Origin of the sequence: Mycolicibacterium boenickei (genome assembly GCF_010731295.1) — a bacterium.
Classification (GTDB): Bacteria; Actinomycetota; Actinomycetes; order Mycobacteriales; family Mycobacteriaceae; genus Mycobacterium; species Mycobacterium boenickei.
The window spans coordinates 3,318,155-3,345,081 of sequence record NZ_AP022579.1 but is presented as its reverse complement, the minus strand read 5'-3'; the positions used below and the strand labels follow the sequence as shown (position 1 = coordinate 3,345,081).

The window sequence follows — 26,927 nt, the reverse complement described above, 5'->3', positions numbered from 1 at the left end:
GCGCAACATGACCAACGATGTAGCCATCATCGGCGTCGGCCTGCACCCGTTCGGCCGCTTCGACAAGACCGCGATGCAGATGGGCGCCGAGGCAATCCAATTCGCCCTCGAGGACGCCGGCCTGGAGTGGAAGGACATCCAGTTCGGCTTCGGCGGCAGCTACGAGGTGTCGAATCCCGATGCGGTGACCCGCCTGGTCGGGCTGACGGGCATCACGTTCACCAATGTGTTCAACGCATGCGCCACGGCCGCCAGCGCGATCCAGCAGACCGCTGACACGATCCGGTTGGGCAAGTACGACATCGGGATCGCGATCGGCCTGGACAAGCACCCGCGCGGCGCGTTCACCGACGACCCGGCCAAACTCGCCCTGCCGCAGTGGTATGCCGAGAACGGCCAGTTCGTCACCACCAAGTTCTTCGGCATGAAGGCCAACCACTACATCCACAAGCACAACATCTCCGAGGAGACGCTGGCGCGGGTGGCGAACAAGAACTTCCGCAATGGCGAGAAGAACCCGAATGCTTTCCGGCGCAAGGAGATTTCCGTCGAGGAGATCATGGCCTCGCCGGTGCTGAACTACCCACTGCGGCAGTACATGTTCTGTGCACCCGACGAAGGCGCTGCCGCGGTGATCATGTGTCGCGCCGACCTCGCGCACAAATACACCGACAAGCCGGTGTACGTGCGGGCCAGCGAGATCCGGACCCGGACCTTCGGCGCGTACGAGGTACACGCCACCTCCGCACCGCTCGACGAGGATCCCTCACCGACGGTATTCGCCGCCAAGGCCGCCTACGAGGCGGCCGGTATCGGGCCCGAGGACGTCGACATCGCCCAGCTGCAGGACACCGATGCCGGCGCCGAGGTGATCCACATGGCCGAGACCGGGCTGTGTGCCGATGGGGAGCAGGAGAAGCTGCTGGCCGACGGTGCCACCGAGATCGGCGGGTCGATCCCGGTCAACACCGACGGCGGCCTGATCGCCAACGGCGAGCCGATCGGCGCCTCGGGCCTGCGCCAGATGCACGAGTTGGTGCGTCAACTCCGCGGCGAGGCCGGCGAGCGCCAGGTGCCGGGCAACCCCCGCGTCGGGCTGGCCCAGGTCTACGGCGCACCGGGTACGGCCTCGGCCACCATCCTGTCGCTCTAGCCGTCCAGCCGTGAATGCCCCCCGCAACCACCGGTTCGGGGGGCATTCGCGACCGTTCGCGCAGGGGCGGGCCTCAGGCCGGCAGTTCCAGCGGCTGCGGCTCGCCTTCGAGGCGCCGCAACCAGTCCTCGCAGAACTTCAGCACCTCGGCGTGCCCCGCCGTCATGCCGAGCGCCTGCTCCATGACCATCACCCGCGACACACTGGCCGCGATGAACGTCCACACGATCGGCGGCACGTCGGACGCGTCGACGCCATAGCGCCGCAGCGCCCCGTCGATCGCCTTGGTTTCCGCTTCGCGGAACATCTCGGCGTAGCGGCCGATCTCGGCCCGCAGCGCAGGTCGGTGGTTGGCGAGCCCGGTCATCTCCATCGTCAAGCGCGTCGCGCTCGGGTCGGTGCTGAACCGCCACAGCGCCCACAGCGGCTGCGGCGAGTTGAGGGCCTCGGCCTGCGCCACCAGCCCCTCCTCGGCACGCCGCACGAACACTGCCAAGAACAGGTCGTCCATGGTGCGGAAGTAGTAGTGCACCAGCTGGGGCTTGAGACCGGCCCGCTCGGCCACCCGACGGGACGTGACCGCGACGTACCCCTCTTCGATCATCAGCGCCTCGGCGGCGTCGAGCAGCACGATCCGGTTCTTCGCGTCGGGCGCCCCGATCCTTCGCGCCGATGCCATCGATCCTCCTCACGACATGTCCACGACAACGTCTGGCTGATCGTAACTTTCGCCCAGCCAGGTGACCTTGACCACGACTCTAATGCCATGCTAAGCAGGTGCTCAGCAATTTTCGAGATTTTCTTCGCGCGGAGCAGCCCGTCGCGAAACCACCGCAGCGCATATCGATTTCGGGAGGCAGCCCACACCATGACCGATCCCAGCACCACCGATTACGACACCATCGACTACTTCACCGACCAGTCGCTGGTACCCGATCCGCACCCGTATTTCGACCACCTGCGCAGCAAGTGCCCGGTCGTGACGGAACCGAACTACGGCGTCATGGCCATCACCGGGTTCGAGGAGGCCACCACGGTCCTCAAGGACACCGACACGTTCTCGTCCTGTATCGCGGTGGCCGGACCGTTCCCGCCACTGCCGTTCACGCCCGAGGGCGACGACATCACCGAGCAGATCGCCGCGCACCGTGCCCAGATGCCGATGTTCGAGCACATGGTCACCATGGACCCGCCCGACCACACCAACGCCCGTTCCCTGCTCAACCGACTGCTCACACCGCGCCGACTGAAGGAGAACGAGGACTTCATGTGGCGACTGGCCGACCAGTGCCTCGATGATTTCATCGCCGACGGCAAGTGCGAGTTCCTCAGTGCCTATGCAAAGCCCTTCTCCCTCTTGGTGATCGCCGACATGCTCGGCGTACCGGAGGAAGACCACGAGGAATTCCGCACGGTGCTGGGCGCCCCCCGGCCCGGGGCCCAGGTCGGCTCCCTCGACGGCGACCTCGTCGCCAGCAATCCATTGGAATGGCTCGACGAGAAGTTCATCAGCTACCTCGAAGACCGGCGGAAGGAACCCCGTGACGACGTTCTGACGGCCCTCGCCACGGCGAACTACCCGGACGGATCCGTGCCGCCCGTCATCGAGGTGGTTCGGTCGGCGACCTTCCTCTTCGCGGCAGGTCAGGAGACCACGACCAAGCTGCTCTCGGCCTCACTGCGGGTGCTCGGCGACCGTCCCGACATCCAGCAGGCCCTTCGCGATGACCGTAGCCGGATCCCGACCTTCGTCGAGGAAGCCCTGCGGATGGACGCCCCGGTCAAGAGCCAGTTCCGGCTGGCCAAGAAGAACACCAAGCTCGGCGACATCGACGTGCCGGCCGGCACCACCATGATGGTGTGCCCGGGCGCGGTGAACCGTGACCCGGTCCGCTTCGAGGATCCACACACCTTCAGCCTGGATCGCAAGAACGTCCGTGAGCACATCGCGTTCGGCCGCGGCGTGCACAGCTGCCCAGGTGGCCCGCTGGCGCGCGTCGAGGGCCGGGTGTCGTTGGAGCGAATCCTGGATCGGATGGCCGATATCGGCATCGACGAGGCGTTCCACGGCCCCGCAGACGATCGTCGCTACAACTACGAGCCGACGTTCATCCTGCGCGGGCTCACCGAACTGAACATCACGTTCAAGCCCGTGCGCTGACGGACCGCACGACAGACGATTCCCGGGATCTCGCCTTCGCTGTATTTGTTATTCTCCGAATGCGAGAATCATAATCTCGCTGGCGAAGACGAGATTCCGGTTTCGACACGGTGGAGCCTGATCCCGTTCTATAGTCAGCCGACCAGTGCTCGATCCGTGGAGGTGTGCCTGTGAAGTCCAGCTTGGTCCGCGTGGCGATGAGTGCCGCGCTCGGGTTGGGGACAGCGATCGCACTGGCACCGCCGTCGCAGGCCATGTATTTCGGCAACTACAACCTGAACATCCCGGACCGCAGGGATTTCCACACCTGGATCTGGTCGGCGATCACGCCGTGCCGCGACCCGGGGTCCGACGTCCGGCAGACCGACTGCATCACTATCCGGACGATCCCGCAACCGGTCGCCAAGGCGGTGCCCAACACAGGAAACGCGAGGCTGGTCGACGGCCGGTACACGTTGACGATCGATGAGTTCTACGGTCTTCGGTGCGGAGATATCTACTACGGGCCGACCATCCCGACCCACGACGTCTACACGTGGGATGCCAACACCCTCGCGGGCGAGATGGTCTCGTCGTTCGACGCCGGTTGCGACGGCGCTCCCGGTGGCTCGTTCACCTACCCGTTCACCCTGACGAGGATGTGATCGATGCGCCACCCGACCAGCCGAGCCCTGACCATCACGATGGCCGCCGCGCTGGCGGCCGGTGCAATCGCCACGGCCGCACCGGCATTGGCCGACGATCCGCCGCCGCCCGGTCCGCCGTTGCACCACGTGCAGTACACCGTGACCGCCGATGCCCCGTACTGGGTTCACATCTACTACCGCGACTCCGAACCGGTGCAGTTCTCGGATTACAGCCACAATCCGTACGAGTTCAGTCCACGGGCCGACGTGGACGTTGCACCGGACAAGCCGTGGGTGCTCGACGCTCAGCTGGCCGATCCGGACCTGTGGGCCATGGTGCTGGTACAGAGCGGTGAGTCACCGAACTTTCCGACTCCCGGGTTCAACTGCAAATTGGCAGTCGACGGTGTGGTGGTCAAGACCAACAGCGGCCCCAAGGGCGCGCTGTGTTCCATCCGGAACTGGTAGACCCCAGCTCAAATCCGAAATGTCTTGGGGGGCGACGCGTTTCGCGTCGCCCCCCAAGGCATTTCTACAGTTCGTGACTCAGGCGTCGCCGCGAAGCCATCGCGTCTCGCCGTTCATCGGCACGCAGCTCAGGAACAATCCGTCGGGGGCCTGGGCCACCGAGTTCTGTTCGTTGATGCACAGACTGTTCTCGTCCCGGATACCAACCATCGGTGGAGACCGGAACCACCGCGGCTCATACCGCCGCGGCGAGCCGCAGAACACCAGCCGGCCCCACCCGTTGCGGGCGTCCACGCCGAACACGTAGTAGGAAGTGTTGTCACACGGGGCACCGAGCACCGCGTTCGGGTTGATGCCCGGCGTGCAGAAAGCGTCATTACATGTCTGCGGTCCCGCGTTTGCCTGCGGAGCAGCCAGCATCCCGGCGACAATCACTGAAGCGGTCGCCATTACCGTCACACGCACGTTGCTACTTTCGCATAGCTGGAAATTAAACTCTCAGTTTTGGAGAATATTACTACGAACGATTAGGTCAAGGCCCTGCCACCACCGGCCACCACATCGGAGCCACCGCGGAATCCATCGTGGACCAGGCACCGATAGTGATATTCTCCCAAACTGAGAACATGGCTACCGCATGACCAGGTCGGCCAGAAGGAGCAGTTCATGTCAGTCTCCCGGGTAAGTGCCGTTGCGGTAGCCATCGCCGCCGCGACAACCGTCGGCCTCAGCGGGGCGGCCCCGGCCAGTGCGGGCGAGCAATGGGGCATCAACGGCACCTTTGCCACATCGTCCAACGGCGAATGGGCCAGGATCAACGACCGCTACGAGAATCAGCCCTCGACCCGCAGCAACTGGACCATCTCGACCCAATGCATCTCGCCCACCGAATGCAGCGGCACGGTGAACAGCGACGCGGGCTGGTCTGCGCCGATCTACACCACGAACGGCCTCTGGTACGTCAAGCGGGTGGTACCCAACTGGCGTTTCTGCGCCGACGGCACACCCGTAGAGGGCATGCAGGTGTACAAGATCTACCCCGTGGGTTTCGACGGCCACGTGGACCTTGCCTCGAGCGAATACACCGGCGAGGACGTGACCACCGGACCGAGCGGTTCGTGCGGGCGTAATCAGTGGCCGGCCGTCCGGATGCCGTTCTATATGCGGCCCGCCTAGCCGAAAACCTAAGACAGACAAAAGAACCGGCCCCGGGCGATCGCCCGGGGCCGGTTCTCTTCGTGGTGACGCTAGGTCGGCATCAGGTCCTGCCACGTCTTCGGCGTGGACACCAGATCCGTCTGCTTGTACAGATTGCCGTCACTGCCCATGTACTCCCCCGTGCGCGGGTTGTACTTGGCGATCGCCACCGACGGCCCATTTCCAGCACCGCCTTTGAACGCACTCGGGGCAGCGCCGGGTTGTGTGGGCATGGGAAGCTCGGGAGCATCTGGAAATACCCCCTGTCCGTGGGGAACAGGCGGAAGCTCCGTCGCTTGCGGCTGATCCACGGCCGGCACCGGCACCGCGTTGGGATCGCCCGGCGGTGGCGGTGGCACGCCGGGCACCGGGGGCTCCAGGTACATCGGCTGCCCCGGCAGCATCGGCCCGGGATTGGTCCCGGCGAAGTTCGGTGCCGGCTGCGGTTCGGGCGCTGCGCCCGGCGGTGGGACGGTGACACCCGGCGGCAACGGCGTGCCTCCGAGCGGCCCGAAGATCTTCTCGTCCGGCAGCACCCGGGTATCCGGGGGAATGCCCTGGGCGATCAGATTGGGGTCGAGCGGATACGGCCCGAGCGCATGCTGACGCTGCGCCAGCGGCTGAAACCCCTTCGGGTCGTTACACAATTCGACCGTAGGAGCCCGCTTCCCGGGATGCCCCATGCACGGGTAGTTGCGGGCACCGCGCACGCCGATCGGTGAATCCTGCGGCAGCTTGCAGTAGATGTTGTCAGGGGTATCGATCACCGTGGTGTCGGCCGGTGAGCGCCAGGCCGACGGCGGCAGGAAGCCCACGGTGCACGTCGGCGGATCGCCCAGACCCAGTGAGAAGTCGGCCATCGGCAGACCGCTCGTGTTGTTGGTCGGCGCGTAGGTCTGCAACTGGGCGACGTACGGCGGCAACAACACCAGCAGCTGCTCGATCGACGGGTTGTAGGTGACAGCGATCTGACCGAACGTGGTCAGATTCGCCAGCAGGACCGGCAGTGTCGGCTTGATCTGCTCGAGCAGCTTGGTGGTCTCCTGGGCGAAACCCGGACCGTTGCGCAGCAGCGACCGGACCTCGGGATCGTTCTCGGCGACCTGCCCGGTGATACCGGCCATGCTGGCAGCCCAGGTCTTGATCGAATCCGTGGTCTGCGCCTGCGCGTCGAGGAAGGGCTTGGAGTCGTCGATCAACGCCCGCGTCTGATCGGAGACCGCATTGGAGTCCCTGGTGATCGTCGATGCCGAGTCGAGCAGCGAGCCGAAGTCGTAGCCGGTCCCGTTGAACGCGTCATAGGACTCGTCGAGCAGCTGGCTGAGCTTGTCCTTCGGGATGGTGTCCACGAGTGCGCTCAGCTGATCGAGCATCGGACCGACCTGCTGCGGGATCTTGGTGTTCGACAACGCGATCACCGAGCCGTTGTCCAGGTATGGCCCAGAGTTGGTGCGCGGCAACAACTCGACGTACTGCTCACCGACAGCCGACATGCTCCGAACCTCGGCCGCCAGATCGGCAGGCACCTTCGGAGAGCGGTCCAGGGACAGCGTCGCCTCGGCTCCCTTCTCGGTCAGCTCGACCGAGGTGACCTTGCCGATCTGCGAACCGCGATAGGTGACATTGCTGAACTGGTAGAGGCCACCGGTCGCCGGCAACTCCATCTTCACCGTGATGCGACCGATGCCGAGCAGAGTCGGCACCTGCATATAAGCGAACAGCATGACGGCCACGCCGACCACCGAGGCGACGGTGAACAGGATCAGCTGAGTCCGGATGAAGCGGGTGAGCATTTATCCGCCACCCCCTGTCGGTGGAGTAGGTGCAGTGGGCGCCGGCGCCGGATCCGCTGAACCGCCTTGCTGCGCATAAGGTCCGGCGAAGATCGATGTCGATCCGGCGGGCGGGGCCTCCGGTTGCGGCATGCCTCCCGGCATGGTCAGTGGCGCCGGTGGCACCACCGGGAGCACCGGACCGGAGTAGGTCGGCGCCGGGAGGCCCGGTGGAGGTGGTGCGTCGGGAGCCGGCGGGAACGCATCGGGCGGCGGCGGGGCAACGCCCGTCTTGAGCGGGTCGTAGGTGTAGTTCAGGTAACCCGGGTCACCTGGCACCGGAACGTTCTGCGCGTCGCCCTGCTCCCAACGGGTACCCATCATCAGGCTGCGTTTGAGATGCGGGATGGTGAGGTCGAAGTACGCGAACAGGTTGTAGTAGTCGCCGCGGATCACCCGGTCCATGAAGCTCTGGGTGAACGGGAAGTGCGGCGCGTATTCAAGCGCCGCAGTCAGGTCCGGCCCCACGTTGGCCAAGGCCTTCAGGGCGGGCTCCAGGTTCTTGAGGTTCCTGACCAGATCGGCCTGCGATTCGTTGACGAACTGGTTGGCAGTGGCGCTGAACGTACCCAGCTTCTGCAGCGCGGTGGTGAACCGCGGCCGCTCCTTGATCAGCACGTCGAGCGCGGGCGGGATCTTTTCCAGCGCCCGGGTGATCACATCGCGTTGCCCGGCAAAGGTCGAGGCGAGTTGGTTCAGGCCCTGGATGGAGGCAACGATGTTGTCTCGCTGGGCATCCAGTGCACCCACAAAGGTGTCCAGCCTGGTCAGCAGATCACGGAAATCAGTTTCCCGGCCGTTGATCGCGGCGCTGAAGTTGTGGATGATATCGCCCATCTGCCCCAGGCCGCCGCCGTTCACCACCGCGGCCAGCGAGGACAGCGTCTGCTCCGTCGTCGGATATGTCGACGAGTTGTTGAGTGCGATCGTGGCGCCCGGCGCGAGCTTCCCCACGGGCGCCTGACCGGACGGCGGGTTGATCGCCAGATGCATCGACCCCAGCAAGCTGGTCTGTCCGATGCTGGCCACCACGTTGGCGGGCACCACGACACCCGGCTTGACCGAGAATTCGACGTCGGCGTGCCAGTCCTTCACCGACAGGCTGCGCACGCTACCGACCACGACATCATTCATCATCACCGGCGAATTGGGTTCCAGTGTCGCCACATTCGCGATCTCGACGTGATAGACGCTGGAGTCCGCACCGCGGCCCACTGCCCCCGGCAGCGGCAGCGAGTTCACGCCTTGGAAGGCGCACCCGCTGGTGGTCAGCGCAATGCAGGATCCGACGGCGATCGCCAGTCGTACCGGCCTACCCCTGCTCATGCTGGTGGCGTCCCTTCTGCTGGTGACGGTGCCGCGGGCGCCGGGGCTTCGGCAGCCAGCGGACCGGGCGCAGGACCCGGCGGCGGACCCGGTTGTCCCCCGGTCGGATTGAGCATGTCCGACACCGTGTTCGGCATGTTGGGTGGATAGAACTCGCCCCCGGGCAGCAGCTGCTGAGCCCCTGGTGGCGGCTCCCCCGGCGCCCGACCGGTGAACGGCGGCGGCGGTTCGGGACCGGGGTTGTACGCCGAGATCGACGGCGGGGTCTCGGGCGGAGTGGGCTCCCCGCCCTCACCACCTGGTGCCAGCCGCGGCTCGGAGTACTCGATCTGCTCCGGGCTTGCCGACGGCATCAGGTACGGCGAGATCGGGAACGGCAGGTAGTTGAAGTTGATCAGCCGCAGCGCCGGCCCGAGGTACTGCGAGCAGAGCTTCGCGGTCTCCGGTGCCGTGGTGTTCTCCACGGCACCGATTGCGCCGCAGATGAACTCGACCGGGTTGGAGAAGTTGTTCATCACGAACTGGCCGACAGCGCTACCCGTGTCCGGGTTGTAGATGTTGTAGCCGTTCATGAACGCGTTGGGTGCGACGTGAAGCAGCTGCTCGATGTGCATCTTGTTGTCGACCAGGTTCTGCGTGACATTCGCCAGCCGTTGTACCTGCTCCGAGGTCTGATCGCGGGTGCCCGCGACGAACCGCTGCACCTCGACGACTGCCACCGACAGGTTGGTCAGCGCCGCGTCGAGGTCCCCTCGGCTGCCGTCGACCACGCTGGTCAGGGTGGCCAACCGATTCTGGAACTGCACCACCTGCTCGTTGCTGTCCCGCAACGCGGTGACGAACGTCTGCAGGTTCTTGATGATGTCGACGATGTTGCCGCTGCCCTCGGCCAGGACTCGGGCAACGCCCGACAACTGCGAAATCGTCTGGCGCAGTTTGTCACCGTTGCCGGCCATCGCATCGGCCGTACTGTTGATGAACCGGGACACCGAGGTCCCGTCGACACCGCTCTTGGGTCCGAGGTCGCTGGACAGCCGCATCAGCTGTTCCTTGACCTGATCCCACTCCACCGGAACGGCGGTGCGGTCCAGACCGATCTCCGCGTCGTCGGGCAGCGTCGGTCCGCTCGACCGGTAGGCGGGTGCGAGCTGCACGTAGCGGGCGGCCACCAGATTCTGGGCCACGATCACCGCTTTCGCGTCCGCGGGGATCGGCACGTCGTGGTCGACCTTGAGGGTCACGCGGGTCTGGGTGCCCTCCGGCTTGATCGATTCGATGGTGCCGACCTTGACCCCGGAGACCCGGACATCGTCACCCGGGTAGACGCCGGTAGCCGAGGTGAACAGTGCGGAGATGGTCTTCTGCCCGAAGAAGGCCTGACGCAGCAGCACTGCCGCACCGACGACCAGCAGTGCCACCAGCGCCACCGCAAGCCACTTACCGAGACGACTGCGGTTCATCAGCGTGAACCTCCGGGAATTCCGTTGTAGGGCAGCGGCAATTCGGCCCGTGGGCCGGCATTGTCGGGCGGTTGGCCGGCATTCGTCCCGCGCCGGAACCCGAACGCGTAGTCGAAGAACGGCTGCAACAGCTGAGCGGGCTGCAGATTGGGAACGTAGGCGTTGTAGTACGCGCCGTTCGCCAGAGTTTCCGCCTGGGACAGCTGGAACTTGTTCATGTTGGGCAGTGCCTTGGTGATGTTGTCGCGGTTGCGCTCCAGCATCGCGGTGACCGAGTTCAGCCGTTTGAGCGTCGGCGCCAGCTGCGCCTCGTTGTCTGCCACGAGACCACTGAGTTGCTGCGACACCGCCGAGGTGTTGGCCAGCAGGTCGACGATGGCCTGTCGCCGGTCGTTGAGTACACCGAGCAGATCATTGGCGTTGAGGATCAAGGTGTTCAGCTGATCGCTGCGCTGTGACAACACCACGGTCACGTCGCTGGCACTCTTGAGCAGGCTGGCCAGACTCTCGTTGCGGCCGTTGATCGATTTCGACAGCCGGCTCAGGCCGTCGAACGTCGGCCCGAGCTTCGGTGCGACCTGGTCGATGGTCGCCGACAGCGTGTCCAGCGACTGGTTCAGCGAAGCCGTGTCGGTACCCGCCGAGTTGGTGGTCAGATCACTGACGGCATCGGTCAGTGAGTACGGCGACGACGTACGCGACGTCGGAATCACGTCGGTGGTGCGCAACGTGCCGGCGCCGTCGGACTCCAACGTCAGCACCCGCTCACCCAGCAGCGAACCGGTGCGGATGTGCGCGGTGGTCAGCGACCCCAGGGGGTACTTGCCCTCCGTGGTGAACGTGACCAACGCGTCACCGTTCTGAAGCGAAACGTCGGTGACCGAACCGATCTTGATTCCGGAGAGCGTGACGTCGTTGCCGGTGGTGATCCCGCCGGCCTCGGTGAACAGGGCCTGATGGCGCACCGACGAGGCCCATTGCTGCAGCCGTTCGGGCTGTAGCCCGACGGCGATGATGAGCATCATCAGCACTACGCCGATGAAACCTGCCTTGATCAGGTTTGATTCGCGGTACTTAAGCATCAGGGCTCCGCGCACCTCCCGCCTTCTTGTTTGATCATCGGGAAGTGCGCTGTGCGCCCCTGCAGATCGGTGACACGGATGGAAAGTCCGCAGATGTAGTACATGATCCAGCTGCCGTAGGAACCCAGCCGGGCCAGTTTGCGGAAGTTGTCGGGAGCCTTCTGCAGGCCCCGATCCAGGACGATCTGGTGGTCGTCGAGCAACGGCGCCAAGCGGTTCATCTGGTCGACGGTGCCCTTGAGCGGCGGCCGCGCCTCGGTGAGAAGGCTTGCCAGCGAGGCGGTTCCGTTGTCGAGCTGGGTTACCGCTGTGCCCAGCGGGTCACGATCCTGCGACAGGCCGCTGATCAACTGCTCGAGACGATCGACCGTTCCGTCGAACTTCTTGCCGTCCTTGGCCAGGGTGCCGACCACCGAATTCAGGTTGTCGATCAGCTGCTGGATGACCTGGTCGTTGTTGGCCAACGTATTCGAGAAGGACGAGGTCTTACTCAGCAGCGAATCCAGGGTGTCGCCCTGCCCCTGGAAGATCTGGATCAGCGAGGAGGTCAGCGCGTTGACGTCCTGCGGGTTGAGGCCCTGGATCACCGGGCGCAGGCCGCCGAGCAACAGATCCAGGTCCAATGCACTTGCGGTGCGGTCCTTGGGGATCTGTGAGCCGGCGGGTAGGAGCTTCGTCGAGCCTGGGCTGTCGATCAGTTCCAGATATCGGTCGCCGACCAGGTTCAGATACCGAACCGCGACCTTGGTGCTGGTGGTCAGAGCAACGCTGCGGTCGGTGTCGAAGTCGACCTTGACTGACTTGTCCGATTGCAGCGAAACGTTTTTCACCGTTCCGACCCGAACGCCGGCCACCCGCACCGAGTCTCCGGCCTCCAGTCGTGAGGCATCTCCGAAGACCGCCGAGTATCCCGAGTAGGTACCGCCCCGGTACTCCGAGAACGTCATGAACAGGAAGGCCGTGAGGACGGCCATCACCACCGCGAAGGACGCGAACTTGATGAATGTGCTTCTGCCGCGCTTCATCCCGGTTGTCCGATCTGCATGGTGTTACGGGGCGGCCCGTCGATCGGGCCGAACAGCATCTGCTTGAGCCCGTCCGAGTTGAGCAGGATGCCCTGGTTGCCGTACTTCCACGGGTTGGCGTTGGTGTCGGTGACGAGGTACTTGGCCTTGTTGCCGAATCCGATGTACGGCAGGCCCATGCAGTGCGGGCCGCCCTTGGCCGCCACCTTGGGCAGGTTCTGCGGGTAGCGGTAACGCTCGATGCCGAGGGTGAAGGCCACGTTGACCACGACACCGGGTTCCATCTGGGGCGGCTGGTGGTAGAGGTACATCATGCCCTTGAGTCCGCACTCGATTCCGGGTGCGTACTCGTTGAGCAGATCGGTGGTGGGCGCCAACAGATTCAGCGTGGTGCTCAGTGCCTGCCGGTTACCGCCGATCACGTCGTTGCCCGCGTCGGCCAGGCCGATCGAGCTGACCAGGAAATTGTCGAGGTTCTGCTGCTCGGCCACGATGCTGTCGCTGAGCCGGTTGGTGTTGTCGACGGTCTTGAGCAGATCCGGCGCCGCGTCACCGTAGGCGCGCGACACCGCAGCCATGCTCTCGATGTCGCCGGTCAGGTTGGGCAGGCTCGGCTCGATCTTCTTCAGTACCGCGTCGAAGTCGGACAGGGACTGCCCCATCGCTTCACCGCGTCCGGAGAAAGCCGAGGACAGCGCGCCCAAGGTCTCGTTGAGCTTCGCCGGGTCGATCTTGTTGAGCACGTTGGTGAGTTGCTGGAAGACCGTGTTCATCTCGACGGTGACATGGTCGCCCTGCAGGGTCTGGCCGGGACGGAGCTTCTCGGACGAGGGATTCTCCGGTGCCACGAGTTGCACGTACTTGGCGCCGAACACTGTGGTCGATGCGATGTCGGCCTGAACGTTGCCGGGGATCAGGCGCAGCTGTGCGGGATTCATCGCCAGGTGAAGCACGGCCTTGCCGTCGGGACGCTGCTCGATCGAGCTGACGGTGCCGACCTGCACGCCGCGCATCTTCACCTTGGCGTCCGGATTCATCACCAGGCCGGCCCGATCGGAGATCAGGGTGATCGGCTCGGTCTTGGTGAAGCTGCCGCGGAACAGCGCGACCGCGAGGCCGAAGATCAGACCTATCGCCACGACGGTGGCCAGCCCGGCCAGTGGCCGAGCGGAGCCGCTCGCGCCGAAGCTGCGGCCGGGCCGCGCTGCCACCGGCGCGGCGCTACTTGTGGTTTCGGACCGGTGGGCTGGGCCCGGTCCAACGTTTCGTGTCAACTCTTCTCCCTAACCCGACAGGTTGAAGTTTCCGTTGGAGCCGTAGACCGACAGTGACACCAGCAGGGTCACCGAGACCACGACGATCAGAGACGTGCGCACCGCGTTGCCGACGGCCACCCCGACCCCTGAGGGCCCGCCGGAGGCGAAATAGCCGAAGTAGGTGTGGATCAGCAGGATGGTGATGGCCATCAGCACGGCCTGCAGGAACGACCACAGCAGGTCGATCGGATTGAGGAACGTCGTGAAGTAGTGGTCATAGAGACCACCGGACTGGCCGAGCAGCACCACGGTGGTGAACTGGGACGCCAGAAACGACAGGATCACCGCGATCGCGTACAGCGGGGTGATCGCGATCATCCCGGCCACGATCCGGGTGGACACCAGGTACTCCACCGGCCGGATCGCCATCGATTCCAGGGCGTCGATCTCCTCGTTGATCCGCATCGCGCCCAGCTGCGCGGTCACACCGGCACCGAAGGTGGCGGCCAGGCCGATCCCGGCCACCACCGGCGCGGCGATCCGCACGTTGATGAACGCCGCCAAGAACCCGGTCAAGGCTTCGATACCGATGTTGCCCAGCGAGCTGTAGCCCTGGATGGCCAGCACTCCACCGGTGGCCAGGGTCAAAAACCCCACGATCACCACCGTGCCGCCGATCATGGCCAACGTGCCGGCACCCATCGAGATCTCGGCGATAAGCCGGACCAGTTCCTTGCGGTAGTGCATGGCCGCGTGCGGGGTGCCCGCCAGCGCTTTGAGATAGAACAGCGTGTGATCGCCGATGCGGCTCAGTGTCGACACCGGCTTGTTGAACTGCCGGGTCACCCGCGGGTAGGTCGACCGCAGGATCGTCATGGTTCCCATTGCGTCCCCTGCCTCAGTGCGCCGTCATACGGATACCGATGGCCGTGACGACCACATTGATCACGAACAACGCCATGAAGGCGTACACGACGGTCTCGTTCACTGCGTTGCCCACCGCCTTGGCCCCACCGCCGCTGATCGTCAGCCCGCGATAGCAGGCCACCAGCCCGGCGATCAACCCGAACAACGCCGCCTTGACACACGAGATGATCACCTCGGGCACCCCGGTCAGCAGCGTGATCCCGGCTGCGAACGCGCCGGGGTTCACATCCTGGATGAATACCGAGAACACGTAGCCGCCCAGGATGCCGATGATCACCACCAAACTGTTGAGCAGCAGCGCCACCAGACCCGAGGCCAGCATCCGCGGAGTCACCAGACGCTGGATCGGGTTGATACCCAACACCTCCATCGCGTCGATCTCCTCGCGAATCGTGCGGGAGCCCAGATCGGCACACATCGCCGTCGCACCGGCGCCGGCCACGATCAGCACCGTCACCATCGGACCCAACTGGGTCACCGCACCGAAGGCCGCACCCGCACCCGACAGGTCGGCCGCACCCAACTCCCGCAACAGGATGTTCAGCGTGAAGCTGACCAGCACGGTGAACGGAATCGCCACCAGCAGCGTCGGCGCCATCGACACCCGCGCCACGAACCAGCACTGTTCCAGGAACTCCCGCCCCTGGAACGGCCGCTTGAAGATGAACCGGAACGCGTCCAGCGACATCGCGAACAAGGCTCCGACTGCCTGCATCGGACCCGAAATACTGCGCAGCGATACCCCGGTCGACCACTTATCCGCCATGAGCGCTCCTGTCCCGCCTGGTAGCTGCCGACGCCGCGTTCGGTGCGCCGATGTTAGGTGCTTGACCGCGCGGGTGCTCAGACAGCGCTACTACGTACGGTGCGGCCTGCGGCCCCGGCGGGGTCATGCCGCAACCTCGGACCCAGCGCGTGCCAACCGGCCGGTCGGGAGCCCGTTCGCCAACGAATCCATATGGGGCACAAAGCCTTTCGAGTGCCGGTCGATCCACGAACCGTCCAGCTCGGCACAGACTGGCAAATGCGAGGTGCGCTCGGACATTTGACGCACCTCCTGCTTCCCGCGGATCTTGTTGACTCCACCGGACCCACCGGTGAAGCCGGACAGACTCGTCCCCATGACCGCCCCCCGACTGCCTGATGCTATCGGACCCGCTATCTGTCGCGAGGGCAAATAACGCAGAACTTGCTCCGGTAGTTGACAATTGGGGCTGGCCTCGGCGGACGGTGGCACCGTGCGACCGTCCGCGCCGTGGGCTGCGACGGCAGCCGACGACGGACGAAGTGCGATGGCGACGATCGATGACATCTCCGACGGCAGCCTAGGTGACAGCGCCGGCGGTCTTAAGTTCGATGATGCGATCCCAGTCCAATCCGAGTTCGCCCAGGATGTCGTCGGTCTGTTCGGCGAATCCCGGCGCCGGCCCGGTGCTCGGCGCCGTGACGTCGAATTGCACTGGGTTGGCCACCAACTCGAGTTCGCCGGCCTGCACCAGGTACTCGTTGGCCCGGATCTGGGCATCCTGTGCCGCCTGCAGGGTGTCCTGCACCGGCGCCCACGGGCCGGCCAGCGTGGCGAATCGCTCGCTCCACTCTGGCAAAGTGCGCTTCTTCATCGCCTCGGTGAGGATCTCGACCGCATCGGGCGTGTTCTGCGCGAACGATTCGGCGGTGGCGAACCTCGGGTCGTCGATGTATTGCTCGAGGTCCATGTGCCGGCAGACGTCGGCCCAGAACTTGGTCGGTTGCATCATCACGAACGAGATGTAGCGATCGTCCGCTGTCCCGTAGAGACCCACGAGCGGATTGATCGGCGAGCCGTGCACGCCGGGCGGTGGGGTCACCATCAGTTGGTTCAGATGCTGGGTCAACGCCACGGTGTGACCCATCGACCACAGGCCGCTGCCCAACAGCGAGACGTCCACGATCGACGGCTCCCCGGTGCGTTCGCGCTTGAACAAGGCTGCGGCGATACCGCCGGCCAGGTTGGTGCCGGAGATCGTGTCGCCGTAGGCGGGTCCCGGCGGCGCGATCATTCCCTCCATGCCGGCCGGCGTGATCGTCGCCGCGGTGCCGGCCCGGCACCAGAAGGCGGTCATGTCGTAACCGCCCTTGACCGACTCCTCGCCGCGGGGGCCGAGGGCGCTACCTCGGGCGTAGATGATCTTCGGGTTGACCGCGCGGATGTCGTCGACGTCGATGCCGAACTTCTGCCGGTGCCCGGGCAGGAAGCTGGTGAGGAACACGTCGGCCTTCTTCGCCAGCTCGAGCAGTACCTCACGGCCCTCAGGCACCGACATGTCCAGCCCGATGCTGCGCTTGCCGCGGTTGGCGTGCTCGATGTTCGGGTTGGGATCGCCTTCGACGCGCAGCGGCCCGGTCTGGCGCAGACCCCGTTGCGGGTCGCCGGTGACGGCGTGCTCGACCTTGATGACGTCGGCACCCCACTCCCCCAGCACGGCTCCGGCCGAGGGGACGAATCCGTACATCGCGACCTCGAGGACGCGGATGCCCTGCAGTGGGCCTGTCATGGCAACACCCGGGCGAAAGTCTTGGCCTCCATGAACTCTTCGAGTCCCGCGGTGCCCATCTCCCGGCCGATACCCGACTGCTTGTATCCGCCGAACGGACTGTCGGGACTGAAGTAGTTGCCGCCGTTGATGGAGAAGGTCCCGGTCCGGATCCGACGGGCCACGGCCAGCGCTCGGTCCTCGCTGCCGAACACCGCGCCGGACAGCCCGTAGATCGAGTTGTTGGCGATGCGCACGGCATCGTCGTCATCGTCATAGGCGATGACGGCCAGCACCGGTCCGAACACTTCCTCCTGGGCGATCTCGCTGTCGGGATCGACATCGGCCAGCAAGGTCGGTGTGTAGAAGAAGCCGGGGTCGACCTTCTCGCCACCGGTGACCAGGGTGGCACCGGCCTCGACGGCGCGCTTGACCATGCCGTCGACCTTGTCGCGCTGCTTCTCGCTGATCAGCGGCCCCATGTAGGTCTTGGGATCGGTCGGGTCGCCGTAGCGCACCAGGCCGAAGTTGTTCTTGATCAGCTCGACGATCTCGTCCTTGTGCTTGGCAGGCACGAGCAGCCGCGAGGTCAGCGCGCAGCCCTGACCGGCGTGGGTGACCATGCTGAAGGCAGAGAACAGCGCTGCGGTGTTGAAGTCAGCGTCGTCGAGCACGATCGCGGCGGACTTGCCACCGAGCTCCAGGAACACCTTCTTCAACGTCTCGCTGGCCGCGGCCATGATGCGTCGGCCGGTGGGCGTCGAGCCGGTGAAGGTGACCATGTCGACATCGGGACTCGTGGTGAGCACCGCGCCCACCTCGGGGTCGGCGCCCGACAGGACGTTGACGACGCCGGCCGGGATGTCGGTGTGATCGGCGATCAACTCACCGAGCGCCAGCGTGATCAACGGGGTGTCCGGAGCGGACTTGAGTACGACGGTGCAACCGGCGGCCAGCGCGGGCGCGAGCTTGGCCAGGGCCAGCTGGTTGGGATAGTTGTAGGCGATGATCGCGGCCACCACTCCGGCCGCTTCCTTCTCGACCCACCGGTGGTGCTGCATGCCGCGGCTCTCGATGTTTCCGAGATCTTCGGTCAGCGGGTAGGTCTTGAGCAGGTCCGCGTAGTACCGCACGATGTCGATCGGACCGTCGAGCTGCGCGCCGGCGCACAGCGCCGCAGTGGCGCCCACCTCGGTGGTGGTCAGTGCGGCCAATTCGTCGCGATGCTCGACCAGGGCCCGGTGCAGCTGTTCCAGGCAGTGGACCCGCAGTTCGGTGTTGGTGGACCAGTCGGTGTTGTCGAACGCCTGCCGGGCCGCGGCCACGGCGGCCTGGGCGTCGGCGACCGTGGCGTCCGGCGCGTAGCCGAACACCTCACCGGTAGCTGGATTGACGGAAGGAAACGTCCGCGGCGTCTCGCGCAGCGCTCCGCCGATCAACAACTTCCGGTCAGCCCGCTGTTCTTGCGCGATGGTCGGCGCTTCCTTCTGCATCATCCTCCTCAGGCGATTCCCTACTGTGATGGAAACTGCATTCTCATCACCGGCGAATCATACATTCGCTCGATGAGAACTCAAGTGAAAGCTAGATCAGCTAGTCATGCCCTGTTCGCTGCGGATCCACCAGCTGCGCAGGCAGCATGCAGGTTACGCCCAGATCTTGCGGCGGGAGCCGGTCCGAGAGTACGGTTCTCATAATCGGAAGGATGATTCTTGAGCCTTGAGAAAGCCCGGCTGCGCCCGGCGACCGGAGAGCTGTCATGAAGAATGCCGTTGTCACCGGAGGAGGATCGGGTATCGGAGCGGCCATCGCCGCCCGGTTGCGCGCCGACGGCCTCAACGTCGCGATACTCGACCTGCAGCCCTCGGATGACGAATTCGCCCACGTCGCCGATGTGACCGACCGGGCCGCCGTCGACACCGCGCTCAACGCGGTTCGGGCGCAACTCGGCCCGATCTCGGTATTGGTCAACGCCGCCGGCCTGGACTGCTTCAAGCGCTTCACGGACGTCTCGTTCGAGAAGTGGCAGCAGATCATCGACGTCAACCTCAACGGCGTATTCCACTGCATCCAGGCGGCATTGCCCGACATGCTCGAGGCCGGCTGGGGCCGCATCGTCAACATCTCGTCGTCGAGCACGCATTCGGGCCAGCCCTTCATGTCGCCCTACGTCGCGGCGAAGTCAGCGGTGAACGGCCTGACGAAGAGCCTGGCGCTGGAACTCGGCCCAAGCGGCATCACGGTCAACGCGGTCCCGCCGGGCTTCATCGACACCCCCATGCTGCGCAAGGCCGAGGGCAAGGGCTTCCTCGGCGACACCGACAGGCAGATCGAGCAGACCCCGGTGCGGCGAATGGGCAAGCCGGAGGACATCGCCGCCGCGTGCGCATTCTTCGTCTCCGAAGAGGCGAGTTACATCACCGGCCAGATCCTCGGGGTCAACGGCGGCCGGAACACCTGACCCGCAGGCGCACCCGAACATCATTGAACGAAAGGACATATGCAGTGGGACGTGTAGAGGGCAAAGTCGCATTCATCACCGGCGCGGCACGCGGCCAGGGCCGCAGCCACGCGGTCCGGCTGGCCGAAGAGGGCGCTGACATCATCGCCGTCGACATCTGTAAGAACTACGACACCGTCGGCTACCCGATGGCCACGGCGGAGGATCTCGAAGAGACCAAGAACTACGTCGAGAAGACCGGCCGGCGCATCGTCACCGCCCAGGCCGACGTCCGCAACGAGGCCGAGTTGCGGGCCGCACTGGAGTCCGGGCTCGCGGAGTTCGGCAAGCTCGACATCGTCGTGGCCCAGGCCGGTATCGCGGCGATGAAGGGCCAGCCCGCGATGCAAGCCTGGACCGACGGCATCAACACCAACTTCGTCGGCACCATCAACGCCATCCAGGTCGCCCTGCCACACCTCAAGGAGGGCGCGTCGATCATCGCGACCGCATCGGCCGCCGCGCTGATGGACGCCCACAGCAAGCCCAACCCTGGCGCCGATCCAGGCGGCATGGGCTACATGATCTCCAAGCGGCTCATCTCCGAATACGTGCATGCACTGGCCACCGAACTGGCCGTGCGCGGCATTCGCGCCAACGTCATCCACCCCACCAACTGCAACACCAACATGCTGCAGAGCGAGCCGATGTACCGCTCGTTCCGGCCGGATCTGGAGAACCCGACCCGTGCCGACGCCGAGCCGGTGTTCGGTGTGCAGCAGGCCATGAAGGTGAACTTCATCGAGCCCGAGGACATCAGCAACGCGGTGCTGTGGCTGGCCTCCGACGAAGCCCGTTACGTCACCGGCATGCAGCTGCGGGTCGACGCCGGCGGCTACCTCAAGTGGTACGACTACCACGTCTGATCCGCGTTCAGTGATTCGAAAGGAGTTGTCGTAGTGAAGGTTTCGGTCGATGCCAGCCGTTGCCAGGGCCATACCCTGTGCTCGATGATCGCGCCCGACTCGTTCGTTCTCGACGACGTCGATGGTCACGCGTCACCCGTTTCGGACCTGGTACCCGCGGATCAGGAGGACGCGGTCCGCGAGGCCGCGCACTCCTGCCCCGAGCAAGCCATCGTCATCGAAGATTGATGCAGACCCGAATACTAAGGGAGACAACGCCGTGAGCACCGATGAGCCGCTTGCGCGAAGAGAGTTGAGCACAGTGGATGTCACGACCGACGACGACCGTAAGAAGAACAAGTACCACTTCGACCGGCATACGCCGGAATACCGGTTGCAGTTCGAGAAGATCACCGAGGAGATGCAGTCCCGCTGCCCGATGGCCTGGACCGACGTCTACAACGGTCACTGGGTGGCGGCCGACAGCAAGCACGTGTTCGAGCTGGCCCGCTGCCCCGTCGTCTCGAACCATCACGACATCAGCGGGGAGACGCCTTACCAGGGCATCACCATCCCCAAGGCCAGCCGCGCCACCGTCGTCCGCGGCGGCATCCTGGAGATGGACGAACCCGAGCACAGCGCCTACCGCGGTGCACTGAACCCGTATCTGTCGCCGGCCGCGATCAAGCGGTGGGTGCCGTTCGTCGACGAGATCACCCGGGCTGCCCTCGATGAGCACATCGAATCCGGCGAGATCGACTTCGTCGAACATCTGGCCAACGTGGTACCCGCGGTGTTCACCCTGGCCATGATGGGCATCGAGCTCAAGAAGTGGAACGTCTACAGCGAGCCCACCCACGCCTCGGTGTACACGCCCGAGCACTCGCCCGATCGCGAGAAGATCAACGAGCAGCATCGCGAGATGGGCATCGACATCATCAACAACATGATGGAGATCCGGGAGACTCCGCGGCCCGGGCTGGTCAACGCGATGCTGCAGTTGCGCATCGACGGTGAACCGGCACCGGACATGGAGATCCTCGGGAACCTGGGTCTGGTGATCGGCGGCGGGTTCGACACCACGACCGCGCTCACCGCCCATGCCCTGGAATGGCTGGGCGAGCATCCCGATGAACGCACCCGGCTGAGCAATGAGCGCGCCACCCTGCTCGACCCGGCCACCGAGGAGTTCCTGCGCTTCTTCACCCCCGCACCCGGGGACGGACGCACGTTCTCCGAGGACGTCGAGGTCGAGGGGCAGCAGTTCAAGCAGTACGAGCGGCTGTGGCTGTCCTGGGCGATGGCCAACCGCGACCCGTCGGTGTTCGAGAAACCCAACGAGATCGTCCTGGACCGGAAGGGCAACCGGCACTTCAGCTTCGGGATCGGCGTGCACCGGTGCGTGGGGTCGAACGTGGCACGCACGGTGTTCAAGTCGATGCTCACCGCGGTGCTCGACCGGATGCCGGACTATGTGTGCGATCCCGAGGGCACCGTGCACTACGACACAATCGGCGTCATCCAGGGCATGCGGAACCTCCCGGCCCGGTTCACCCCGGGCAAGAAACAGGGCCCCGGGCTGGACGAGACCCTGGAGAAGCTGCAGCGCATCTGCAATGAGCAGGAGCTGGCTCGGCCGATCACGGAGCGTAAGGAAGCCGCCGTCATCGACTGAGGCCGGTTTCGCGAGGACGCCTTGTCCGTCTGCCGCCTGTTAACCTCGAATGAGGTCGGGTCCGGCAAACGTGCAAGGCGTCGCCTTTTTGGGCGACCAACATGGGGGTTCCAACACGTGATCAAGTCTTCTCTCAAATACGTCGCCGCCGCTATCGGCGGGCTGGCGCTGTCCGTTCCGCTGGTCACGGGGGTGGCGTCCGCCCAACCCGATTTCAGCGGCGTGGTCAACACGACATGTAGCTACGAGCAGGTGATGGCGGCGCTGAACGCACAGCGTCCCGACCTGGCTCAGCAGTTCAACGCTTCCCCGTTCGCCCAGGGCGCGTTGCGCAACTTCCTGGCCTCCGGGCCTGCCGAGCGTCAGCAGACGGTGGCCCAGCTGCAGGCCAGCCCGGCCGCTCAGGAGTACTTCGGGCCGATCAACTCGATCGCGGGCAGCTGCAACAGGTACTGATCTCCGCATCGTCGCGCTGGAGTGGCCCGAACTCGACCGCCACTCCAGCGTGCCGGCTATCTCGGCTGGTTCGGGACCCCGGGGAACAGCTGCTCGGTCGTTCCGACGGTCACCCAGCCGCCCAGTTTGGTGACCAGGTGCGGCGCGAAGACCGCACCGTAGACCGCGTGCCCGACCACGACGACGGCGATCACCGACAGCACCGCTGACTGCAGCCGGGTCTTGGAGATCTTGTCGGCCCACATCTCGATGACGTTGCGGCCCGCGGAATCGGTGCGACCCAGCAGGTAGGTGAACACCATCATCTGGATGCCCATCGCGATGGCGTCGTAGATCGGGTACTGGTGTTTGGTCCCCTCCCACAGGCCGAGCCCCTCGATCACGTAGCCGTAGTAGAACAGGCCGAGCCGCGCGCCGATGATCGCGTTGAAGAACAGGGCCCAGCAGAACCCGACGGCGAACCCGACCAGCAACAACGTCTGCGGCCGGCGCCAATTCCACTTTCCGCTCGCCCGACGCCCGAGTGCTGCGCCGATGATGGCCGGCAGCACGAAGTACCCCATGTAGCCGACGGGGACGGCCGACGGCAGCCCGCCCCAGGTCATGTCGAGCGGCCACCACGCAGGCATCCGCGGCAGCGCGGGCGGAAACTGCGCATACATCGCCCAGTCGTACGGCGCCTCGATCCAGGAGAACGAGAGCGCCGAGATACAGAGCAGCAGCAACGGATGCAGGCGCCCGCGCCGGTAGCTCAGGTAGATGCCGATCGCCAGGAAGCCAAGGCCCGTGAGATAAGCGAACGTGACACCGGCCTTGATCAGAAGGTCGACACTCACTTCTCGACCTCCTGGCCCGGTGCCCGATGCGCTTCAGGATCGAAATGCAGCACCAGACCCACGATCAGGGCGATCAGGACGAACAGGCTGCCGAGCATGATGATTGCGCCCACTGCGCGTTACCGCCCAGGTCCGTTGGGCCACTTGAGCAGTGAGCCCGCATCCACGCGGATTTGTTGTCCGGTGATGTAGCGGCTGTCGTCGCTGGCGAGGAACACGCCGAGGTTGGCCATGTCCTCGGGTTCGATGTACGGAATCGGCATCGCTTGGAAGATGGTGAACAGTGGCTCGGCATCCTCGCGGGTGGCTTTCTTGCCCTGCTCGGTGAGATCGGGCCGGAACATGGAATACATGCCGTCGTTCTGCAACAGGTGCGTGTTGCAGTTGGTCGGGTGAATCGCGTTGACCCTGATCATTTTCGGGGCCAGATGCAGGCTCATCTCCTCGACGTACTCGATGACGACGCGCTTGCTCCACCCGTAGCCCGCCCCGCCCGGACCCATGTTGGGGTTGTCGGTGGTACCCCGGATCATGCCGGCGGTCGAGCCGGTGACGATGATCGACGATCCGTCGGGAAGGTGCGGGACCGTGACCGCGACGGTGTTCATCACGCCGACGAGGTCGACGTCGGAGGCGTCGACGAACTGCATCGGGTCCGGTCGGCCCATCGCCATCGGCAGGATGCCGGCGTTGGCGACCACGATGTCGATCTTGCCGAGGTCGGCGATTCCGGCCTCGACCGCGTCGCGCAGTTCGTGGCGCTCGCGGACGTCGGCCACGCGAGCGACGACGCGTCGGCCGAGTTCTTTGATCGCCCTTTCGGTTTCGGTGAGGTCGTCGGGAGTGGCCAACGGATAAGGGTTGGACGGGATGTCACGGCAGATGTCGACCGCGATGATGTCGGCGCCTTCCCGGGCCATCGCGATCGCATGTGCCCGACCTTGCCCGCGGGCGGCTCCGGTGATGAAAGCGACCTTGCCGTCGAGCTTTCCGGTCATGTGTGCTCCTACCTGTGCTGGCCGGTCAGGCGGCCGGTTTGAATTCGATGTGCAGTTCGCTGAGCCCGCGCATGATGAACGTCGGCTCATAGGTGTACCGACGGTCCTCGGCGGGGCCGTGATGCTCGGTGGAGATCGTGATGTCGGACATCCGGTCCAAGATGCGGTTCAACGAGATCCGGCCTTCCGCGCGGGCCAGTGGTGCGCCCGGGCACGAATGCACACCCCGGATGAATGCGATCTGTTCGCGCACATTCGTCCGGTCGGGGTGGAACACATTGGGGTCGGGGAACTTACGTTCGTCACGGTTGCATGCCCCAGGCAGCACCATCACGGTGGTCCCGGCAGGCACCTCGGTGTCACCGATGCTCGTGGTCCGGCTGGCCATCCTGAAGTGTGATTTGACCGGGCTCTCCAACCGCAACGTCTCCTCCAGGAAGGACGGAATCCTGCTCCGGTCGTCGCGCAGCATCGTCTCGAATCCCGGGTTGTCTCCGATGAATCGGACCGCCGAGCTGACCAACTTGGTCGTGGTCTCCGTTCCCGCCGCGAACAGGAACGTCGACAGGTTCATGACGTCCTCGATCTCGGGGGTCGATCCGTCTTCGTACTTCGCCTGGGCCAGCCCGGTCAGCACGTCGTCACGCGGTGCGCGCCTGCGGTCCTCGATGTAGGCGTAGAACTTGTCGTTGAGCCACTGCAGGGGATTGTGCGTCGTCGGTGCTTCCTTGCCGAGCTCGCCGACGGTCTCCAGCGCGAACGCCGCCTTGAACTCCTCGTGGTCCTCGCCCGGGACACCCAGCAGGTCGGCGATCACCAGAAGCGAGAACGGCTTGGCGTAGTCGGCCAGGAACTCGGCCGATCCGCGGTCGACGAACGTGTCGAGTTGCTGATCGGCCAGCCGCCACATGAAGTCCTCGTTCTCCTTGAGACGTTTGGGAGTGATCAGCTTGTTCATCAGCCCGCGGGTGCGGGTGTGCAGCGGAGGATCCTGCGACGTGATGTGCTCGCCCATCGGCACCGCGAGCCGGTGCTCCTCGATCAGATCCGAGACGTCGTCACTCTCCCCCGGTCCGAACGGCAGGCCGGAGAACGGCCCCGCCACCGAAACACACGACGAGAACGCCGGGTCCTTGTAGACGGCCAGTGCCTCGTCATAGCCGGTGACCGCCAGTACGTTGAACGGAGTGGCATGGGAGACGGGACACTTCGACCGCAGATGATCGAAGTAGGGATACGGGTCGGGCACCAGGGCCGGGTCGGTGAAGAAATCCACTGTCTCGAAATCGGTCACATCAGGTTCCTTTCTCCTCCGCGAGCAGACGCAAAACTGCCCAAAATCACGCGATTTCGTGCAGTTATGTGTCTGCTCGCCAGAGTTGTCATCCGAACAGCACCGGTAGCGATGTCGGCGAACGGAAGACCTGGCCACGGATGTGCGGATCGTCTCCGTCCGGGTCCAGCCGCAGGTTGGGCAACCGGTCCAGCAGCAGGTTGATGGCAGTGCGCATCTCGAGGCGCGCGAGGTGCATTCCCAGGCACACGTGCACACCGTGGCCCCAGCCGAGATTGCCCTTGGCGGTGCGGAAGATGTCGAACTCGTCGGGGTTTTCCCACCGATCTTCCTGTCGATTCGCCGAACCGAGCATCGGCATCACCGAACACCCCTCCGGGATGTGCACCCCACCCAGCTCGGTGGCACAGGTCGTGGTGCGGGTGATGGTCAGCAACGGCGGGTTCCAGCGCACAGCTTCCTCGATGGCCTGCGGCAGCAGCGATCGGTCGGCCCTGACCGCGTCCAGCTGCGTTGTGTCCGAGAGCAATCCGAACAGCAGGTTGCCCAGTGACCGGTATGTGGTCTCCACACCCGCGGGCAGCAGCAGTCGGAGGAACGAGAAGATCTCTTCGTCGGTGAGCTTCTCGCCGTCGATCTCCGCCTCGGTGAGCAGGCTGATCATGTCGTCCTTGGGCTCGGCACGACGGGCCTGCAGGATCGGTGCGAAGTACTCACACAGCGCAGCCGACGCCGCCAGCCCACGCTCCGGGTTCATGATCCAGCTCAGCAGCGAGATGGACCAGCGCTGGAACTGCGGATAGTCCTCCTCGGGCAGTCCCAACAACCCGGCGATGATGCGGCTCGGATAGTCGAACGTGAATTCCTTGACCAGGTCGACCTTGCCCCTGGAAGCGAAATTGTCGATGAGCTCGTTGGCGACGCGGCCGACAAGCTCGTCTTCCCAACGCGCCAAGGCCTTTTGCGAGAAGGCCTTCGATACCAGCGAACGCAGCCGGCCGTGCACCGGCTCGTCCATTCCCAGCATCACCCGCTCGCCGAGCACCGGGCCGAACGCCGCGATGACACCCGACGACGAGAACGTCAGGTTGTCGCGCAGCATCTGCTGGGCGTCCTCGTAGCGGTACACGATGAAGACGGGCTTGCCTTCCTCCCCCGGCATCGCGGACATGTCGATCCGCTGGATCGGTTCCTCGCGCCGAAGCCTTGCGAGTTCCGGGAACGGGTCCCGGACGTCACCGGAGACGGCGTCGTCGAACGAGCCGAAGTCCTCGAGGTCGTCAAAAAGCTGTTCCAC

At 65.0% G+C, this 26,927-nt stretch carries 26 protein-coding genes; 10 read left to right on the top strand and 16 right to left on the bottom strand.

All coding sequences use genetic code 11. The features are described from left to right. Window positions 1–7 precede the first annotated feature (7 nt). The gene (locus G6N57_RS15980; protein WP_065461011.1) at window positions 8–1,153 is read left to right on the top strand and encodes a thiolase family protein; all 1,146 of its coding nucleotides are present in this window, start codon (window positions 8–10) and stop codon (window positions 1,151–1,153) included. A 73-nt stretch (window positions 1,154–1,226) separates the two neighbouring features. Here the strand turns inward: G6N57_RS15980 and G6N57_RS15975 are convergent, their stop codons facing one another. Next, window positions 1,227–1,832 carry a TetR/AcrR family transcriptional regulator gene (locus G6N57_RS15975; RefSeq protein ID WP_077741489.1) on the bottom strand — a complete coding sequence of 202 codons (606 nt, stop codon included), beginning with the start codon at window positions 1,830–1,832 and terminating at the stop codon, window positions 1,227–1,229. Between the two features lie 189 nt (window positions 1,833–2,021). Between G6N57_RS15975 and G6N57_RS15970 the strand changes: the two genes are divergently transcribed. The 3 genes from G6N57_RS15970 to G6N57_RS15960 all read left to right on the top strand — a co-directional run bounded on the left by G6N57_RS15970 (window position 2,022) and on the right by G6N57_RS15960 (window position 4,408). Beyond that, the gene (locus G6N57_RS15970; RefSeq protein ID WP_077741490.1) at window positions 2,022–3,314 is read left to right on the top strand and encodes a cytochrome P450; all 1,293 of its coding nucleotides are present in this window, start codon (window positions 2,022–2,024) and stop codon (window positions 3,312–3,314) included. Between the two features lie 170 nt (window positions 3,315–3,484). Continuing rightward, window positions 3,485–3,958, top strand: coding sequence for a hypothetical protein (locus tag G6N57_RS15965; RefSeq protein ID WP_097926193.1), 474 nt, complete (start codon window positions 3,485–3,487; stop codon window positions 3,956–3,958). A 3-nt stretch (window positions 3,959–3,961) separates the two neighbouring features. Next, window positions 3,962–4,408: an Rv2576c family protein gene (locus tag G6N57_RS15960; protein ID WP_077741491.1), complete on the top strand. Its 447-nt coding sequence runs from the start codon at window positions 3,962–3,964 to the stop codon at window positions 4,406–4,408. Between the two features lie 78 nt (window positions 4,409–4,486). Here the strand turns inward: G6N57_RS15960 and G6N57_RS15955 are convergent, their stop codons facing one another. Further along, window positions 4,487–4,858, bottom strand: a complete 372-nt coding sequence (locus tag G6N57_RS15955; RefSeq protein ID WP_044524129.1) for a hypothetical protein — start codon at window positions 4,856–4,858, stop codon at window positions 4,487–4,489. Between the two features lie 216 nt (window positions 4,859–5,074). On the opposite strand from G6N57_RS15955, the gene G6N57_RS15950 reads away from it, so the two are divergent. Then, complete coding sequence (locus G6N57_RS15950; protein WP_077741492.1) at window positions 5,075–5,584, top strand: Rv2253/PknI dimerization domain-containing protein; 510 nt, start codon at window positions 5,075–5,077, stop codon at window positions 5,582–5,584. Between the two features lie 71 nt (window positions 5,585–5,655). Here the strand turns inward: G6N57_RS15950 and G6N57_RS15945 are convergent, their stop codons facing one another. From G6N57_RS15945 to G6N57_RS15900, 10 genes are all read right to left on the bottom strand, one after another. Continuing rightward, on the bottom strand, window positions 5,656–7,398 hold the full coding sequence (locus tag G6N57_RS15945; protein WP_065460934.1) for an MCE family protein: 1,743 nt from the start codon (window positions 7,396–7,398) through the stop codon (window positions 5,656–5,658). Then, complete coding sequence (locus G6N57_RS15940) at window positions 7,399–8,763, bottom strand: MCE family protein (RefSeq protein WP_077741493.1); 1,365 nt, start codon at window positions 8,761–8,763, stop codon at window positions 7,399–7,401. It abuts the gene before it with no gap. After that, on the bottom strand, window positions 8,760–10,223 hold the full coding sequence (locus G6N57_RS15935; RefSeq protein ID WP_077741494.1) for an MCE family protein: 1,464 nt from the start codon (window positions 10,221–10,223) through the stop codon (window positions 8,760–8,762). Before G6N57_RS15935 ends, G6N57_RS15940 begins: the two co-directional genes overlap by 4 nt. Continuing rightward, complete coding sequence (locus G6N57_RS15930) at window positions 10,223–11,305, bottom strand: MCE family protein (protein ID WP_065460936.1); 1,083 nt, start codon at window positions 11,303–11,305, stop codon at window positions 10,223–10,225. Before G6N57_RS15930 ends, G6N57_RS15935 begins: the two co-directional genes overlap by 1 nt. After that, entirely contained in the window at window positions 11,305–12,330 is a 1,026-nt protein-coding gene (locus G6N57_RS15925) for an MCE family protein (RefSeq protein WP_077741495.1), read from the bottom strand. Before G6N57_RS15925 ends, G6N57_RS15930 begins: the two co-directional genes overlap by 1 nt. Further along, entirely contained in the window at window positions 12,327–13,604 is a 1,278-nt protein-coding gene (locus G6N57_RS15920; RefSeq protein WP_077741496.1) for an MCE family protein, read from the bottom strand. The genes G6N57_RS15925 and G6N57_RS15920 overlap by 4 nt, the downstream gene beginning before the upstream one ends. A 9-nt stretch (window positions 13,605–13,613) precedes the next feature. Next, window positions 13,614–14,471: an MlaE family ABC transporter permease gene (locus G6N57_RS15915; protein ID WP_003880077.1), complete on the bottom strand. Its 858-nt coding sequence runs from the start codon at window positions 14,469–14,471 to the stop codon at window positions 13,614–13,616. Between the two features lie 13 nt (window positions 14,472–14,484). Then, complete coding sequence (locus tag G6N57_RS15910) at window positions 14,485–15,279, bottom strand: MlaE family ABC transporter permease (protein ID WP_036448721.1); 795 nt, start codon at window positions 15,277–15,279, stop codon at window positions 14,485–14,487. 559 nt (window positions 15,280–15,838) lie between these two features. Beyond that, window positions 15,839–17,047 carry a CaiB/BaiF CoA transferase family protein gene (locus G6N57_RS15905; RefSeq protein ID WP_077741498.1) on the bottom strand — a complete coding sequence of 403 codons (1,209 nt, stop codon included), beginning with the start codon at window positions 17,045–17,047 and terminating at the stop codon, window positions 15,839–15,841. Next, a complete protein-coding gene (locus G6N57_RS15900; RefSeq protein WP_077741499.1) occupies window positions 17,044–18,522 on the bottom strand; it encodes an aldehyde dehydrogenase family protein in 1,479 nt (492 codons plus the stop codon). The genes G6N57_RS15905 and G6N57_RS15900 overlap by 4 nt, the downstream gene beginning before the upstream one ends. Window positions 18,523–18,785: 263 nt before the next feature. Between G6N57_RS15900 and G6N57_RS15895 the strand changes: the two genes are divergently transcribed. From G6N57_RS15895 to G6N57_RS15875, 5 genes are all read left to right on the top strand, one after another. Next, complete coding sequence (locus G6N57_RS15895; protein ID WP_077741500.1) at window positions 18,786–19,487, top strand: SDR family NAD(P)-dependent oxidoreductase; 702 nt, start codon at window positions 18,786–18,788, stop codon at window positions 19,485–19,487. 44 nt (window positions 19,488–19,531) lie between these two features. Further along, on the top strand, window positions 19,532–20,392 hold the full coding sequence (locus tag G6N57_RS15890) for a mycofactocin-coupled SDR family oxidoreductase (protein ID WP_077741501.1): 861 nt from the start codon (window positions 19,532–19,534) through the stop codon (window positions 20,390–20,392). A gap of 33 nt (window positions 20,393–20,425) precedes the next feature. Then, window positions 20,426–20,620 (top strand): ferredoxin, encoded by a 195-nt coding sequence (locus G6N57_RS15885; protein ID WP_064886231.1) that lies wholly within the window; start codon window positions 20,426–20,428, stop codon window positions 20,618–20,620. A 64-nt stretch (window positions 20,621–20,684) separates the two neighbouring features. After that, window positions 20,685–22,046, top strand: a complete 1,362-nt coding sequence (locus G6N57_RS15880; RefSeq protein WP_077741502.1) for a cytochrome P450 — start codon at window positions 20,685–20,687, stop codon at window positions 22,044–22,046. A gap of 117 nt (window positions 22,047–22,163) precedes the next feature. Then, window positions 22,164–22,502, top strand: a complete 339-nt coding sequence (locus tag G6N57_RS15875) for a hemophore-related protein (protein ID WP_077741503.1) — start codon at window positions 22,164–22,166, stop codon at window positions 22,500–22,502. A 56-nt stretch (window positions 22,503–22,558) separates the two neighbouring features. Here the strand turns inward: G6N57_RS15875 and G6N57_RS15870 are convergent, their stop codons facing one another. The 4 genes from G6N57_RS15870 to G6N57_RS15855 form a co-directional block, all read right to left on the bottom strand. Further along, window positions 22,559–23,338, bottom strand: a complete 780-nt coding sequence (locus G6N57_RS15870) for a spirocyclase AveC family protein (protein ID WP_077741504.1) — start codon at window positions 23,336–23,338, stop codon at window positions 22,559–22,561. A 119-nt stretch (window positions 23,339–23,457) separates the two neighbouring features. Continuing rightward, window positions 23,458–24,336, bottom strand: coding sequence for a mycofactocin-coupled SDR family oxidoreductase (locus tag G6N57_RS15865; RefSeq protein ID WP_077741505.1), 879 nt, complete (start codon window positions 24,334–24,336; stop codon window positions 23,458–23,460). Between the two features lie 25 nt (window positions 24,337–24,361). Next, a complete protein-coding gene (locus G6N57_RS15860) occupies window positions 24,362–25,630 on the bottom strand; it encodes a cytochrome P450 (RefSeq protein ID WP_077741506.1) in 1,269 nt (422 codons plus the stop codon). A gap of 88 nt (window positions 25,631–25,718) precedes the next feature. After that, the gene (locus G6N57_RS15855; protein WP_077741507.1) at window positions 25,719–26,927 is read right to left on the bottom strand and encodes a cytochrome P450; all 1,209 of its coding nucleotides are present in this window, start codon (window positions 26,925–26,927) and stop codon (window positions 25,719–25,721) included.

Bases quoted from the DNA above. Each gene is read 5' to 3' on its own strand.
- G6N57_RS15980 (WP_065461011.1), top strand. From the start codon at position 8: ATGACCAACGATGTAGCCATCATCGGCGTCGGCCTGCACCCGTTCGGC.
- G6N57_RS15975 (WP_077741489.1), bottom strand. From the start codon at position 1,832: ATGGCATCGGCGCGAAGGATCGGGGCGCCCGACGCGAAGAACCGGATC.
- G6N57_RS15970 (WP_077741490.1), top strand. From the start codon at position 2,022: ATGACCGATCCCAGCACCACCGATTACGACACCATCGACTACTTCACC.
- G6N57_RS15960 (WP_077741491.1), top strand. From the start codon at position 3,962: ATGCGCCACCCGACCAGCCGAGCCCTGACCATCACGATGGCCGCCGCG.
- G6N57_RS15955 (WP_044524129.1), bottom strand. From the start codon at position 4,858: ATGGCGACCGCTTCAGTGATTGTCGCCGGGATGCTGGCTGCTCCGCAG.
- G6N57_RS15950 (WP_077741492.1), top strand. From the start codon at position 5,075: ATGTCAGTCTCCCGGGTAAGTGCCGTTGCGGTAGCCATCGCCGCCGCG.
- G6N57_RS15945 (WP_065460934.1), bottom strand. From the start codon at position 7,398: ATGCTCACCCGCTTCATCCGGACTCAGCTGATCCTGTTCACCGTCGCC.
- G6N57_RS15940 (WP_077741493.1), bottom strand. From the start codon at position 8,763: ATGAGCAGGGGTAGGCCGGTACGACTGGCGATCGCCGTCGGATCCTGC.
- G6N57_RS15935 (WP_077741494.1), bottom strand. From the start codon at position 10,223: ATGAACCGCAGTCGTCTCGGTAAGTGGCTTGCGGTGGCGCTGGTGGCA.
- G6N57_RS15930 (WP_065460936.1), bottom strand. From the start codon at position 11,305: ATGCTTAAGTACCGCGAATCAAACCTGATCAAGGCAGGTTTCATCGGC.
- G6N57_RS15925 (WP_077741495.1), bottom strand. From the start codon at position 12,330: ATGAAGCGCGGCAGAAGCACATTCATCAAGTTCGCGTCCTTCGCGGTG.
- G6N57_RS15915 (WP_003880077.1), bottom strand. From the start codon at position 14,471: ATGGGAACCATGACGATCCTGCGGTCGACCTACCCGCGGGTGACCCGG.
- G6N57_RS15910 (WP_036448721.1), bottom strand. From the start codon at position 15,279: ATGGCGGATAAGTGGTCGACCGGGGTATCGCTGCGCAGTATTTCGGGT.
- G6N57_RS15905 (WP_077741498.1), bottom strand. From the start codon at position 17,047: ATGACAGGCCCACTGCAGGGCATCCGCGTCCTCGAGGTCGCGATGTAC.
- G6N57_RS15900 (WP_077741499.1), bottom strand. From the start codon at position 18,522: ATGATGCAGAAGGAAGCGCCGACCATCGCGCAAGAACAGCGGGCTGAC.
- G6N57_RS15895 (WP_077741500.1), top strand. From the start codon at position 18,786: ATGAAGAATGCCGTTGTCACCGGAGGAGGATCGGGTATCGGAGCGGCC.
- G6N57_RS15865 (WP_077741505.1), bottom strand. From the start codon at position 24,336: ATGACCGGAAAGCTCGACGGCAAGGTCGCTTTCATCACCGGAGCCGCC.